Below are 14,502 nucleotides of genomic sequence, written 5' to 3'. Positions count from 1 at the left end.
TGCAGAGTGAGCAACGCGACCCCCACCGGCAGTCACCTGCCCGGCACCTCGGCCGCCGAACACCTCTCGCCCTCGTTCCCGGCCCGCGCGCCGTGGGGAACCGCGTCGAAGCTCCGCGCCTGGCAGGCCGAGGCGCTCGAGCGGTACTTCGCCTCCGAGCCGCGCGACTTCCTCGCGGCCGCGACGCCCGGTGCCGGCAAGACGACCTTCGCGCTGCGACTCGCCGCCGAGCTCCGCGCCAGGCGCACGATCGACCGCATCACGGTCGTCGCGCCCACCGACCACCTGAAGCGGCAGTGGGCGGATGCTGCTGCGCGCGTCGGCATCCGGCTCGATCCCGGGTTCCGGAACGCCCACGGCCGGTCCGCCCGGCACTTCCACGGCGTCGCCGTGACGTACGCGCAGGTCGCCGTCCGGCCCGCGCTGCACCGCGAGCTGACGCTCTCGGGCCGCTCGCTCGTGATCCTCGACGAAGTCCACCACGGGGGCGACACGCTCTCGTGGGGCGACGCGATCCGCGAGGCGTTCGAGCCCGCGACCCGGCGGCTCTCGCTCACCGGCACGCCCTTCCGCAGCGACACCGCACCCATCCCGTTCGTCGACTACGCCCCGGACGAGCAGGGCGTCCGCGTCTCCCGGACCGACTACGACTACGGCTACGGCCGGGCGCTGCAGGACGGCGTCGTGCGCCCCGTGCTCTTCATGGTCTACGCCGGCAGCATGCGCTGGCGCACGAAGGCGGGCGACGAGATGGAGGCGTGCCTCGGCGAGGACGCGACGAAGGACATCCACTCGGCCGCGTGGCGCACCGCGCTCGAGCCGACGGGGGAGTGGATCCCGTCCGTGCTTCAGGCCGCCGACCGGCGGCTCAGCGAGGTGCGGCACGCGATCCCCGACGCAGGTGGCCTCGTGATCGCGACCGACCAGTCGACTGCTCGCGCCTACGCCGAGATCCTCGAGCGCGTGTGCGGCGAGAAGGTCACCGTGGTGCTCTCCGACGAGAAGGAGGCGTCCGCCCGGATCGAGGAGTTCTCGGAGGGCACGAGCCGGTGGATGGTCGCAGTGCGCATGGTGTCCGAGGGCGTCGACGTGCCGCGCCTCGCGGTGGGCGTGTACGCGACGAGCTCGTCGACCCCGCTGTTCTTCGCGCAGGCGATCGGCCGGTTCGTGCGCGCGCGCCGCCGCGGCGAGACGGCATCGGTGTTCCTCCCGAACGTGCCCGTGCTCATGGCGCTCGCCGGCGAGCTCGAGCGCCAGCGCGACCACGCCCTCGACCGGCGCAGCGGCGACGGCGACGACGAGCCCGGTCTCGACGACGGTCTGCTCGAGGCCGCCAACCGCGAGGAGACGGGGTCGGACGAGCTCCAGGACGAGTTCACCTGGCAGGCGCTCGGGTCCGACGCGACGTTCGACCGCGTCGTCTTCGACGGCACCGACTTCGGCACGTTCGCCGAGCCGGGCAGCGACGAGGAGCTCGACTTCATCGGCATCCCCGGCATCCTCGAGCCCGAGCAGGTCCACGAGCTCCTGCGCCACCGCCAGGCACGCCAGGCGCGTCGCGCGTCGGACCGGCGCAGGCACGCACTGGCCGCGGACGAGTCCGACGGCGGCGACGGCGCCGAGGAACGGGCCGAGCCGGTCGCGCTGTACCGCACGTTGAAGGAGCAGCGCTCGCTGCTGAACAGCCTCGTCGGGCTGTACGCCCGCCAGACGGGGCAGGCGCACTCGCTCGTGCACGCCGAGCTGCGACGCGCGTGCGGCGGGCCCGAGGTCGCCCAGGCGACCGTGACGCAGCTCCAGTCGCGCATCGAGATGCTGCGGAAGCGGCTCTCCGGACGCTGATCGGCGTCGGGCCACCGGGCCGCCGACGCCGGCGGAGGCCCGGCGTAGCATGGCGCGCATGGACCGCCGGACGCGTGTGCTCGTCGTCGCGATCGTCGTGGCGTTCATCGCGTTCCTCGACGGCGCGGTCATCAACATCGCCCTGCCGGCGATCGAGTCCGAGCTCGGGGGCGGCCTGACGCTCCAGCAGTGGGCGGTCGACGCCTACCTGCTGACGCTCGGGTCGCTGATCCTCCTCGCCGGGTCGCTCTCCGACTCGTTCGGCCGGCTCAGGATCCTGCGCATCGGACTGGTCGGCTTCGGCATCACCTCGATCGCGTGCGCGATCGCCCTCGACGGCGCGGTGCTGGTCGTGGCGCGCGCCTTCCAGGGCGCGGCAGGGGCGCTGCTCGTGCCGAGCTCACTCGCGCTCATCATCGCGAACTTCCCGCGGGCCGAGCAGGCGCGCGCGATCGGACGGTGGACGGCGTGGACCACGAGCGCCTTCCTCATCGGGCCGATCCTCGGCGGGGCGTTCGTCGATCTCGTGTCGTGGCGGCTCGTGTTCGCGATCAACGTGCTGCCCATCGCGATGGCGCTCGTCATGCTGCATCCGCTCGGCCGCGACGACCCGAACCCCGACCGCGCCCGGGTCGACTGGCTCGGCGCCGCGCTCGGCGTCGTGGGGCTCGGCGGCACGGTGTTCGCGCTCATCGAGCAGGGCCGGCTCGGCTGGGCCGATCCGCTCGTCTTCCTCCCGGCGGCCGTCGGAGTCGTCTCGCTCGTCGCCTTCGTGATGTGGGAGCGGCGGGCGCCGACGCCGATGCTGCCCCTGTCGTTGTTCCGCGCGCGCAACTTCGCCGCGGGCAACCTCGCGACCTGGTTCATCTACGCCGCGTTCATGCTCGGCCTCTTCGCGCTGCCGATCTTCCTCCAGGAGGTCGGCGGATTCCCGGCGACCATCGCCGGCCTCGCCACGCTGCCGCCGACGGCGATGCTCGTCATCCTCGGCTCCTGGTTCGGCACGCTCGGCGGGAAGTTCGGGCCGCGGCTCTTCATGACCGCCGGGCCGATCGTCGTCGGCGTCGGCTACCTGATGACGGTCGTCGTCGACGTCCCGGTCCAGTACTGGTGGCAGGTGTTCCCGGGCATGGTCGTGGTCGGGCTCGGGATGGCGATGACGGTCGCCCCGCTGACCTCGGCGATCCTCGGCGCCGTCGACCCGTCGCGCGCGGGCATCGGCTCCGCCGTGAACAACGCCGTCGCCCGCATCGCGGGGCTCGTGTCGGTGGCCTCGATCGGCGCGATCGTCGCGGGCACCCTCGACGTCGAGGGCTACCGCCGCGTGGCCGTCGTGACGGCCGCGCTCCTCCTCGTCGGCGGCGTCGTGTCCTGGATCGGCATCCGGAACCCGACCCCGTCGGGTCAGCCCAGCGCGTCCGCGGGCGCGGCGAGCTCCGACGAGCGACCGAGGTCCTGAGCGTCCGCCGCGGCGTCGAGCGCGGCCATGAGGTCGGCCGTGAGGTCGTCGACGTGCTCCAGCCCGATCGAGAGGCGCACGACGCCGGCGTCGGGCTTGGCGTTCGCCGCGACGGGCCGGTGCGTGAGCGACGCGGGGTGCTGCACGAGCGAGTCGACACCGCCGAGCGAGACCGCGTGGGTCACGAGCCGGCATGCCTCGGTGAACCGGCAGGCCGCGTCGTACCCGCCCGCCAGTTCGATCGCGATGATCGAGCCGGGCCCGGCGAGCTGGCGGCCGAGGAGGCCCTGCGGGTCCTGGCCGGGCAGGCCGGGGTAGCGCACGCGCGCGACCGCGGGGTGCGCCTCGAGGCGACGTGCGAGCTCGCCGGCGGTCTCCTGCTGCGCGCGTACGCGCACGGGCAGGGTGCGGATGCCGCGGTGGAGCAGGTACGCACCCATCGGGTGCAGCAGGCCGCCGGTCAGGGCGCGCACCCGGCGCAGGCGCTCGATCCATTCGATCGGGCCGGCGACGACGCCGCCCATGGCGTCGCCGTGTCCGCCGAGGTACTTGGTCGCGCTGTGCAGCACGAGGGTCGCGCCGTGCTCGATCGGACGCTGGAGCACGGGGGTCGCGAAGGTGTTGTCGACGAGGAGCGGCACACTGCCCGCGGCATCCGCCACCCGCCGCAGGTCGAGGAGCTCGAGCGTCGGGTTCGCGGGCGTCTCGACGATCACGAGACCGGTGTCGGGGCGGATGGCCGCGGGGATGCCGTCGACGTCGGTCCAGGTGACGCTCGTGCCGAGCAGGCCGCTCTCGAGCACGTGGTCGCTGCCGCCGTACAGCGGGCGCACCGCGACGACGTGCGGCGTGCCCGCGGTCGTGGCGGCGATGAGCGTCGCGGCGAGCGCGGCCATTCCGCTCGCGAAGGCGACCGAGCCGTCGGCGCCCTCGAGGTCGGCGAGCGCGGTCTCGAACCGCGCGACGCCCGGGTGCCAGAGACGCTGGTACACCGCCGAGCGACCCTCGGTGAGGCAGCCGCCCGTCGCGAGCTCCTCGTAGGACATTCCGCCGTTCTCGACGTCGCCGAGCGGGTTCGTCGTGGAAAGATCGATGGTGGGAACGTGGGAGCCCTGCTCGCGCACCCCCTCCATTCCAGCGTGGACGGCACGGGTCTCGAGATTCGACGACGATGTCAGCATGCGAGCAGGTTACAGAATCTGTCACCAGTATGGGTGTCTTGCGAAGATGCTTGCGATTCGGTGAGAATTGGCGCAGAACCTGCATCGCTCATCGGAAGGATCTCGACCATGGCGCAGAAAGCGGAACTCGACCGCGTCGATCGGGCCCTCCTCACCGCCCTCTCGAAGAACGCTCGGGCCTCGGGCGCGGCGCTCGCGGCCGAGGTGGGCGTGGCGGAGTCCACGGTGTCGCTTCGGCTTCGTCGTCTGCAGAGCCTCGGGACGGTCCGCGGCTACCGCGTCGACGTCGACCTCGTCTCGCTCGGCGTCTCGCTGCAGGCGCTCATCGCGATCCGGCTGGTCAAGCACGACCGCAGCGAGATCGACGCCTTCCGCAACGCCGTGCCGCACCTGCCTGGGGTCATCGGCGTGTTCCACATGGCGGGCGCAGAGGACTACCTGCTCCACGTCGCCGCCCGCGACGCGGAGGAACTGCGCGAATTCGTGCTCGCCCACCTCACCGGCCACCCGGCCGTCGCCCACACCGAGACGAACCTCATCTTCGAGCACGCCGAGGGCGACGGCTGGCAGAAGCTCGTCGGCTGAGCGACCCGGGCCGGGTGCGCCGCACCGTTCGGCGATCCGAAATGCTGCCAATCCGGCCGCACGGCATGACGCTGCGGCATCCGCGCCGCTAGCCTTTCGGACGGCCCGACCGGGCCGACACTCGCGACGACGCAGGCGCCCGACACCGCCGACGCACCGCGGCACGGGGCCTGCGCACCGATGGAGCAGACACCATGACCGCCGACGACGCGACGCGCCAGCCCGACGGGCAGCAGCGGGGCACCGCAGCCGACCGCGACCGGTGGCGACGCTACCTCGCCGACGAACGCGCCGAGGCCGCCGTCTACCGGGAGCTCGCCGCGCGACGCGACGGCGAGGAGCGCGAGATCCTGCTCGCCCTCGCCGCCGCCGAGGGACGCCACGAGGCGCACTGGCTGCGGCTCCTCGGCGGCGACGAGTCGGGCATCCCGCGGGCGGACGTCCGCACCCGGATGCTGGGCGCGCTCGCACGCCGGTTCGGCTCGATCTTCGTGCTCGCGCTCGCGCAACGCGCGGAGGCCCGCTCGCCCTACTCGACCGACCCGCACGCGACCGCGGCGATGGCCGCCGACGAGCGCATCCACGGCGAAGTCGTCCGGGGCCTCGCCGCCCGGGGACGGCGCCGCCTGGCCGGCACGTTCCGCGCCGCCGTCTTCGGGGCGAACGACGGGCTCGTCTCCAACCTCGCCCTCGTGCTCGGCATCGGCGCGACCGGGGTCCCCGCCCCGGTCGTGCTCTTCACGGGCATCGCGGGACTCCTCGCGGGCGCCCTGTCGATGGGCGCGGGGGAGTACGTCTCGGTCCGTTCGCAGCGCGAACTGCTCGAGGCATCCGCCCCCGACCCCGGTGCGCGCGACGCGCTCGGCGACCTCGACCTCGACGCCAACGAGCTCGCACTCGTCTACCGCGCGCGGGGGATGGCCCAGGACGAGGCGGTCGACCAGGCGGCGCTCGTGCTCGCGCGCGTGCAGGCCGCCGAACGGCAGCCGGCGCCCACCGACGCGATCGGCACGCTCGAACACGACGACGAGGCCGTCGGCACCGGCATGAGCGCGGCGATCTCGAGCTTCCTTTTCTTCGCGTCGGGCGCGCTGATCCCGGTCCTGCCGTGGGTGTTCGGGATGTCGGGACTCGCCGCCATCGTCACGGCGACCGTCCTCGTCGGCATCGCCCTGCTCCTGACCGGTGCGACCGTCGGCCTGCTCTCCGGGGCGCCGCCGCTGAAGCGCGCGATGCGCCAGCTCGCGATCGGCCTGGGCGCCGCGGCCGTCACGTACGTACTCGGCCTCGCGTTCGGGGCGACCATCGCGTAGCCGGTAGCCGGTAGCCGGTAGCCGGTAGCCCGCATCCGGCGGCGGGCATCCGGCGGCGGGTCAACCCTCCGGAGCGGTGACGAAGTCGATGAGCTCCTCGACCCGGCCGAGGAGCGCGGGCTCCAGGTCGCCGTAGCCGCGCACCTGACCGAGGATGCGCTGCCAGGCGCGGGCGATGTCGGCTTGGTCGGCGTGCGGCCAGCCGAACGCCGCGCACACGCCGTGCTTCCACGACGTTCCGCGGGGGATCACCGGCCACGCCTCACGTCCGACGCGGGCGGGCTTCACGCCCTGCCAGACGTCGATGAACGGATGGCCCACCACGAGCACGTGACCGCGATGGCGCCCGCGCATGACGGCGTCGGCGATGCGCTGCTCCTTCGACCCTGCGACGAGGTGGTCGACGAGCACGCCGACTCGCCGACCCGGTCCCGGCCCGAACTCGTCGAGGATCCCGGCAAGGTCGTCGACGCCCTCGAGGTACTCGACGACGACGCCCTCGACCCGCAGGTCGGCGCCCCAGATCTTCTCGACGAGCTCGGCGTCGTGCCGGCCCTCGACGAAGATGCGGCTCGGCAGGGCGACCTTCGCCGGACGACCGGGCTCGACCGCGTACGACCCGGACGCGGTGCGGACTCGCCCCTGCGGCGCGGTCGCCCTCGGCGCGACGAGGCGCACGGGCTCGCCCTCGACGAGGAAGCCGTGGCCGAGCGGGAACATCCGCGTGCGCCCGTGGCGGTCTTCGAGGATCACGGTCTGCTTCTCGACGGCGACCACGGCGCCGCAGTATCCGTCGGCCGCGAGCTCGACCACCAGGTCGCGGGTCGCCGGGACCTCCGGGATCGCGCGTCGGCCGGCGGCGCGCCAGTCGCCGGAGAGCACGTCCTGGCCGTAGCGGTCGGGGCCGAATCGGTCATTCGAGGCTGGGGGCACCCGGCGAGGCTAGCGAATCGATCGCGGCGGCCCGCGCCGACACGGCGGCGGACGGGGACTCACGTGCGTGCCGGGGCCCGTCGCACCAGGCCGGCGGTCCACGCCGCGCCGGCGAAGGCGATGCCGGCGGCGAGCGCGAACGCCCAGGGGATGCCGAACGGCGCCGCGACGAGCCCGAGCGCGATCGGTCCGATGCCGAGCCCCAGGTCGAGCGCGGCGCTCGCGGTGCCCGAGGCGACACCGCGCTCGGACGGTGAGGCGGTCGCGAAGACGGCGGCGAAGAAGGCGGGGGTCGTGAAGGTGATGCCCACGCCCATGACGACGACGCCGACGAGCAGCCCGACCCAGTCCTGCCACGCGGCGGCGATGACCAGGCCGATCCCGATGACCACGAGCGACGCCGCGGCCAGGGGCAGCGACGGAAGCCGGTCGGGGACCCGCGCGAAGGCGATGCGGCACACGACCACGACGGTGCCGTACGCGAAGAGGGCGATGCTCGGCGAGGGGAGGTCGATGCGTTCGGCCCAGAGCGTCGCGAACGCGATGAAGCCGCCGACGGCCGCGAGCGAGCTCAGGAAGCCGATCGACACCGGGATCGCCGGGCGGTGGATGATCCGGATGCGGCCGCCGACCTCGGGCCGGGCGGTCCTCGTCTCGCCGACGAGGAGCGCGAGCCCCACGGCGAGCACGGCGAGCGCGGTGCCGCCGAGCCAGACCGCGCGGAAGCCGGCCGCCTCGAGCAGGGCCTGCCCGACGAGGGGTCCGAAGGCGATGCCGAGGTAGAGCCCGAGCGAGTTGTACGACAGCGCCTCGCCCATGCGCGAGGCGGGAGCGAGGTCGGCCAGGGCGGCGAAGCCTGCCACGAAGAAGGCGGCCTCCGCGACGCCCGCGAGCAGTCGCAGTGCGACGATCACGACGAGCTGGTCCGTCACCGTGAGCAGGAGGAGCGAGGCGGCTGCGATCAGGGCTCCGCCGACGAGCATCGGTCGACGGCCGAACCGGTCGGATGCGCGCCCGGCGAACGGTCTGAGCACGAGGGCCGAGACCGCGAACACGCCGACGGCGAGGCCGGCCGACGCCTCGTCGCCGCCGACCGGCCCGGTGACGTACAGGGGCAGCGCGAAGAGCGCGAGTCCGACCGCCGTGAAGTACGCCAGTTCGGCGATCGAGAGCGCGATGAACGCGCGCGTGAACAGCGGTTCCCGTGCCGATCCGGTCACATGGGCCACCCCCTCGCGCGGCGTCCGCGTCGCGTGTCCGGGCCATCGCCAGCGTATCGCCGGCTCGCCACCGCCGCAGCGGGCGCGTGGCGATCGACGGTCAGCGAAAGTCGCGCGAGCGGTTCGTCGTCGACACGGTGAGCGGCTCGAACCGGTCGGCCACGAGGTTCACGACCCCCTCGCGCGAGCGTTCGAGGATGCCGCGCACGACCATCGCGGGCGCTTCCCTGGCGATGCGGCGGTACCTCGTCCAGACGCCGACGCTCGCGATCACGTTGAGCGTGCCCGATTCGTCTTCGAGGTTCATGAACGTGATGCCGCTCGCGGTCGCCGGTCGCTGCCGGTGCGTGACGACCCCGCCGACCTCGATGCGGCGGCCCGATTCCGCCCCGTGCAGCAGGTCGATGCGCACCACGCCGCGTGCGTCCAGGAGCTCCCGCACGTGCCGGATCGGGTGGTCGTCGGGCGAGATGCCCGTCGCCCACAGGTCGTAGACGACCTGCTCGGCGTCGTTCAGCATCGGCAGCAGCGGAGGCTGCACCACGACGACCGCTCCCGGCAGGTAGTCGGCGCGGTCCTGCGCCGCCTCGCCCGCGAGCCAGAGCGCCTGCCGCGGCTGCAGGTCGAAGCACTCGAACGCGCCCGCCGCGGCGAGCGCCTCGAGCTGGGTCGCGTCGAGGTCGGCGCGACGGGACAGGTCGGCCATGTCGCGGTACGGGCCGTGCGCGTCGCGTTCGGCGATGATCCGCTCGGCGACCTTCGCGCCGATCGAGGTGACGTCGGCGAGCCCGAGGCGCACCGCGAACGCGCCGTCGCGGCGGTGCTCCGCCGAGCGGTCGGGTGCCTCGCGGTCGAACGGCCCGACGGGCGGCTGGGCGCCATCGGCGCAGGCCGGCCTGCCGGTGGGGCGACGGATGCCGCGCGCCCCCGCCGCGGCATCCGTCGCCGTCTCATCGGCGCCCCTCGCATCGGCGGCCGGCGCCTCGAGCCCGGCGTGCACACCCGAGCGCGCGAGGTCGGGCCGGAGCAGCTCGACCCCGTGCCGGCGCGCGTCGGCCGTGAGCGTGTGCGGCGAGTAGAAGCCCATGGGCTGGGCGCGCAGCAGCGCCGCGAGGAACGCCGCCGGGTAGTGCAGCTTCAGCCACGAACTCGCGTAGACGAGCAGGCCGAAGCTGATGGCGTGGCTCTCGGCGAAGCCGAAGTTCGCGAACGCCTCGATCTTGGCGTAGATCGCGTCGGCGGTCTCGGGGTCGATGCCGTTGCGCTCCATGCCGGCGTAGAGCTTCGCGCGCAGCCGCTCGATCTTCTCGACGCCGCGCTTGGAGCCCATCGCACGGCGCAGCAGGTCGGCGTCGGCCGCGTCGCAGTCGCCGACCGCGACCGCCATCTGCATGAGCTGCTCCTGGAAGAGCGGCACGCCGAGCGTGCGCCGCAGCACGGGCTCGAGCTTCGGGTGCAGGTAGGCGACCTGCTCCTCGCCGGTGCGGCGGCGGATGTACGGGTGCACCGCTCCGCCCTGCACCGGACCCGGGCGGATGAGCGCGATCTCGACGACGAGGTCGTAGAAGCAGCGCGGCTGCAGCCGGGGGAGCGTGCCCATCTGCGCGCGCGACTCGACCTGGAACACCCCGATCGAGTCGGCCCGGCACAGCATGTCGTAGACGGCGGGCTCCTCCTTCGGGATCGTCGCGAGCTCCCACTCCTCGCCCGTGTGCTCGCGCACGAGGTCGAAGGTGTACTGCAGCGCCGCGAGCATGCCGAGGCCGAGCAGGTCGAACTTCACGAGGCCCATCCAGGCGCAGTCGTCCTTGTCCCACTGCAGCACGGTGCGGTGCTCCATGCGGGCGTGCTCGATGGGGCACACCTCGCCGACGGGCCGGTCGGTGAGCACCATGCCGCCCGAGTGGATGCCGAGGTGCCGAGGGAAGGTCAGTAGCTGCTCCGCGAGCTCGATCACGGAGTCGGGGATGTCGTGGTCGTCGGTCTCGACGACCGACCCCCAGCGCTCGACCTGGCGCGACCAGGCGTCCTGCTGCCCGGTCGAGTAGCCGAGCGCCTTCGCCATGTCGCGCACCGCGCCCTTCGGCCGGTAGCTGATCACGTTCGCGACCTGCGCGGCGTTGTGGCGGCCGTACTTCCCGTAGACGTACTGGATGATCTCCTCGCGCCGGTCGGAGTCGAAGTCGACGTCGATGTCGGGCTCCTCGTCGCGCAGCGACGACAGGAATCGCTCGAACGGCAGCTCGTAGTAGATCGAGTCGACCCCGGTGATGTCGAGCACGTAGCAGACCGCCGAGTTCGCCGCCGACCCCCGACCCTGGCAGAGGATGCCGCGGCGCCGCGCCTCCTGCACGAGGTCGTGCACGATCAGGAAGTACCCGGGGAAGTCCTTCTGCTCGATCACGCCGAGCTCCTTCGCGAGGCGCTCGCGCACGTGCTCGGGCAGGCCCGGGTAGCGTCGCTCGGCGCCCTGCCAGGCGAGCTCGCGCAGCCACGACATGGGCGTGTGCCCGTCGGGCACCTCCTGCCGGGGCAGGCGCGGGCGAGCGCTGCGCAGCCGGAACGACAGGTCGCGCGCGAGCACCACCGAGTGCTCGACGGCCCCGGGGTACCGGTCGAACCGCGCGAGCATCTCGGCGCCCGATCGCAGGTGCAGCCCGTCGGTCGCCGGCAGCCAGCCGTCGAGCTCGTCGAGGCTGCGCCGCGCCCGCACCGCGGCGAGCGCGGAGGCGAGCCGGTGCTCGCCGGGCGTCGCGTAGTGCACGGCGTTCGTCGCGAGCACGGGGACGCGCGCGCGGGCCGCGAGCTCCGCGAGCGCGTCGTTGCGCACCTGGTCGAGCGGGTCGCCGTGGTCGGTGAGCTCGACGACCACGTGGTCGCGGCCGAACAGCGCGACGAGCCGGTCGAGCTCGCGCCACGCGGCATCCGCCCCGCCCTCGCCCGCGAGCGCCCGGCGCACCGCGCCCTTGCGGCACCCCGTCGAGACGACCCAGTGTCCCTCGGCGCGCGCCGCCAGGTCCTCGAGGTCGTAGACCGGACGGCCCTTCTCGCCGCCCGCGAGCTGGCCCGCGGTGATCGCCGACGCCAGCCGGTGGTAGCCCTCCTCGCGCGCGGCGAGCACGAGCAGGTGGTCGCCCTCGGGGTCGGCCGCGCCCATCTGCGGCTCGGTGAGCCCGAACGACAGCTCGGCGCCGTACACGGTCTCGAGCTCGGGGTACGCCTCGGCGGCCTCGGCGAAGCGCACGATGCCGTAGAAGCCGTCGTGGTCGGTGATCGCGAGCCCGGTGAGCCCCAGCCGGTGCGCCTCCTCCACGAGCTTCTCGGGCCCCGACGCGCCGTCGAGGAAGCTGAACGTCGAGTGCGCGTGCAGCTCGGCGTACGGCACGACGGGTCCGGCCTGCGAGCCGGCCGGCGGGTCGTCCGCCTCGGGCGGTCGGTACGGATGCCGCTTCCGGCTCCAGGCGGGACTGTCGCCGCCGTCGCCCAGCACCGTCGAGCGCCCGGTCGTCGCTCCGGGTCCGCTGCCCGGCCGCTGCCGGTCGGAGAGCCGCCGCTCGAGCTCGGACCACGGGATCTCGGGGTTGTTCCAGCCCATCAGTCGTACCTCGCCTCGGCCCACCAGCCCTCGCCGTCGCGCACGAGCAGCCACGCGCAGCCGTCGTGGTCGACCACCTGGAAACGGTGCACGCGGCGGGCGCGTTCGGCGTCCCACCAGCGCTCCACCACGGGCCACGGGCCCGCCCAGGCGCGCACGGCCGCCGGATGCCTGCCGCCGACCGCGAACGAGGCCGGCGGCGCCGAGATCGCGCCGCGCGCGTCGACCGCCACGGATGCGGCCTCGGCGTCGACGAGCGCGACCGGCAGTCGCTCGCGGAACACGCTCGCGGGCGCGAGCGCGGGCAGGCTCCCCGGCCAGGGCGCCTCGGCCGCGACGCGCTCCGGCGCCCGGTCGCCCCACGGCACGAGCACCTGCCGGTCGGCGAGCATGCGCCCCCCGCCGATCGCCGCCGTGACCACGCCCTCGTGGCCGAGCATGCTCTGCACGCGCGTGAGCCCGTGATGCACGCGTTCGTCGCGGCCGCCGCCCCAGAGGCCCTCCTCGTGGTTCCCGGTCGAGTCGACGCGTTCGGGCACGATCCGCAGGCGCACGATCGCGGATTCGAGCCCCGCGTCGGCCGTGTCCGACCCCTGCAGCTGCCACCGCACGCGGTCGACCACATCCGCCGGCGTGAACCAGTGCGGGTGCAGCCAGCTGCGGCTCGAGTGGCCGCCGCGCTCGTCGTCGAGTTCGACGCGGATGCCCGTGCACACGAGCCGCACGGCGCGCATCCGCTCGATGAACTCCTCGGCCCGCACGCGGAACGCGAACGCGAGCTGGTCGATGCGATCGAGCGGCGGCTCGAAGTGCTGCAGGGCCTCGAAGTCGGGCGGGGGAGTCCGCGGCGCCACGCGCGACCGCTCGCGCCCGGCGGCCCGGTCGTGCGCGAACGCGCCGGCCGCACCGAAGCGCCGCCGCACGTCGTCGTCGGGCAGCGCCGCGAACTCGCCGAGGCTGCGGACGCCCAGCCGGTGCAGCAGGGTCGTCGTGCGCGCATCGGTCACCAGCGAGACCGGCAGCGGCGCGAGGAAGCCGGCCGACTCGCCCGGCGGGACCGCGAACACCGCGCCCGGCGCTCCCGTGGCGCCCGCCGCGCCCGCCGCGCCCGCCGCGCGCGCGGCGCCCGCAGCCCGAGCCGCCTGCTCGGCGGCGAACGGCCCGTCGGCGATGCCCACGCGCGCACCCGCGACGCCGAGCCCCGCGGCCGCCTCGAGGAGCGCCCGCGCCGCGGCATCCTCACCGCCGTAGTACCGGACCGGGCCGCGCGCCCGCATCGCCAGCGCGCCGGGCCGCAGCACCTGCACGCCCGGGACGATCGCCTCGACCCCTTTCACGACCGGCTCGAACGCGCGGTGGTCGAGTGCGGCGTCGTACTCCAGGACCGCGAGCGCGGTCGAGCGGTACTGCGCCTCGCGCAGCCGCAGCCCGCGCGTCACGCCGTCGCGCCGGGCCGCGGGCGAGCACGAGTGCACGATCCCCTTCTCGGTGAGCGCGACCGGCAGCGCGGGATCGATGCCGTGCTCGCGGCACGCGGCGAGCACCGGCCAGTCGGGGCACCAGAGCACGATGGTGCGCACGCCCGTGCTCACGAGGCCCTCGCCGCGAAGTCGGGCCGGTGCACGATGCCGGGTGCGGATGCCGCGGCCGCGCCCGTCTCGTCGACCGCGGCGAACCCGAGGTCGCCCGCCGGGAGCCGCAGGCGCCGCCGGGCCCCCCGGCCGACCTCCCCGCGTCCCGTGACCCGCACGACGACCTCGCGCTCCGCGAGGTGCCCGTGCCCGTGCCCGAGGCCGGTCCAGTCGCTCCGCTCGAGCTCGAGCCGGGCATCGCTGCCCGGCCAGTCGCCGTCGACGAGCAGCAGCGCGCCGCGCTGCCGCAGCCGGGCCGCGAACCGCGACGCCTCGGCCGGCGCGAGCCGTCCCGCAGGCCGGACCGCGACCACGGGGATCACGTCGGCGAGAGCCGCGGCGACCGTCAGCCACTGCCGACCGGGATCGGGTACGAGCACGAGGCGCTCCAGGTCGACGCCGAATCGCGCCGCCGCTTCGACGCCGAACTCGGGGATGCCCGCGACCGCGACCCAGCGACCGCTCCGCGACGGCCCGGCGAGCGCGGCCATGAGCAGTGTGATCGAGCCCTCGACCTGCACGATCGCACCCTCGCGGAGCGCTCCGCCCGGCAGCACGCTCGCGAGCGCCGGGTGCGTGGGCACGGCTCGCGTGTCGAGCCTCGCGGCCTGCATGCCGCGGATGCGCGCCTGCAGCTCCTCGACCCGCTCGAGCCGCGCGGCCGGCGCCGGATCGGGGGCGATCGCGCCGTCGGTCGCGGCTCGGGGAGCGGTCATCGTCACCCCTCAATGTTCGAACACATG

The 14,502-nt window shown here is 74.3% G+C and carries 10 protein-coding genes; 4 read left to right on the top strand and 6 right to left on the bottom strand.

The window, feature by feature from the left end:
* Positions 1-6 precede the first annotated feature (6 nt).
* Complete coding sequence (locus GLX25_RS13835; RefSeq protein ID WP_166548820.1) at positions 7-1,842, top strand: DEAD/DEAH box helicase; 1,836 nt, start codon at positions 7-9, stop codon at positions 1,840-1,842.
* Positions 1,843-1,900: 58 nt separating this feature from the next.
* Positions 1,901-3,301, top strand: a complete 1,401-nt coding sequence (locus tag GLX25_RS13830) for an MFS transporter (RefSeq protein WP_155843045.1) — start codon at positions 1,901-1,903, stop codon at positions 3,299-3,301.
* Here the strand turns inward: GLX25_RS13830 and GLX25_RS13825 are convergent.
* Positions 3,247-4,482: a trans-sulfuration enzyme family protein gene (locus tag GLX25_RS13825; protein WP_155843044.1), complete on the bottom strand. Its 1,236-nt coding sequence runs from the start codon at positions 4,480-4,482 to the stop codon at positions 3,247-3,249. The genes GLX25_RS13830 and GLX25_RS13825 overlap by 55 nt on opposite strands.
* Positions 4,483-4,590: 108 nt before the next feature.
* On the opposite strand from GLX25_RS13825, the gene GLX25_RS13820 reads away from it, so the two are divergent.
* Together GLX25_RS13820 and GLX25_RS13815 are read left to right on the top strand one after the other, a co-directional pair.
* A complete protein-coding gene (locus GLX25_RS13820; protein ID WP_129233612.1) occupies positions 4,591-5,067 on the top strand; it encodes an Lrp/AsnC family transcriptional regulator in 477 nt (158 codons plus the stop codon).
* A 194-nt stretch (positions 5,068-5,261) separates the two neighbouring features.
* Positions 5,262-6,380 (top strand): VIT1/CCC1 transporter family protein, encoded by a 1,119-nt coding sequence (locus GLX25_RS13815; protein WP_155843043.1) that lies wholly within the window; start codon positions 5,262-5,264, stop codon positions 6,378-6,380.
* Positions 6,381-6,440: 60 nt separating this feature from the next.
* Here the strand turns inward: GLX25_RS13815 and GLX25_RS13810 are convergent, their stop codons facing one another.
* From GLX25_RS13810 to GLX25_RS13790, 5 genes are all read right to left on the bottom strand, one after another.
* Positions 6,441-7,313 carry a DUF3097 domain-containing protein gene (locus GLX25_RS13810; protein ID WP_166548819.1) on the bottom strand — a complete coding sequence of 291 codons (873 nt, stop codon included), beginning with the start codon at positions 7,311-7,313 and terminating at the stop codon, positions 6,441-6,443.
* Between the two features lie 59 nt (positions 7,314-7,372).
* Complete coding sequence (locus GLX25_RS13805) at positions 7,373-8,533, bottom strand: MFS transporter (protein ID WP_155843042.1); 1,161 nt, start codon at positions 8,531-8,533, stop codon at positions 7,373-7,375.
* A 100-nt stretch (positions 8,534-8,633) separates the two neighbouring features.
* Positions 8,634-12,128 carry an error-prone DNA polymerase gene (locus GLX25_RS13800; protein WP_155843041.1) on the bottom strand — a complete coding sequence of 1,165 codons (3,495 nt, stop codon included), beginning with the start codon at positions 12,126-12,128 and terminating at the stop codon, positions 8,634-8,636.
* Positions 12,128-13,720, bottom strand: a complete 1,593-nt coding sequence (locus GLX25_RS13795) for a Y-family DNA polymerase (RefSeq protein ID WP_166548818.1) — start codon at positions 13,718-13,720, stop codon at positions 12,128-12,130. Before GLX25_RS13795 ends, GLX25_RS13800 begins: the two co-directional genes overlap by 1 nt.
* Positions 13,717-14,475, bottom strand: coding sequence for a hypothetical protein (locus GLX25_RS13790; protein ID WP_155843040.1), 759 nt, complete (start codon positions 14,473-14,475; stop codon positions 13,717-13,719). Before GLX25_RS13790 ends, GLX25_RS13795 begins: the two co-directional genes overlap by 4 nt.
* Positions 14,476-14,502: the final 27 nt, after the last annotated feature.

This window comes from Agromyces luteolus (assembly GCF_009729855.1).
GTDB lineage: Bacteria > Actinomycetota > Actinomycetes > Actinomycetales > Microbacteriaceae > Agromyces > Agromyces luteolus.
The sequence above is the reverse complement of the archived record's forward strand: the minus strand, read 5'-3'. Positions and strand labels throughout refer to the sequence as shown.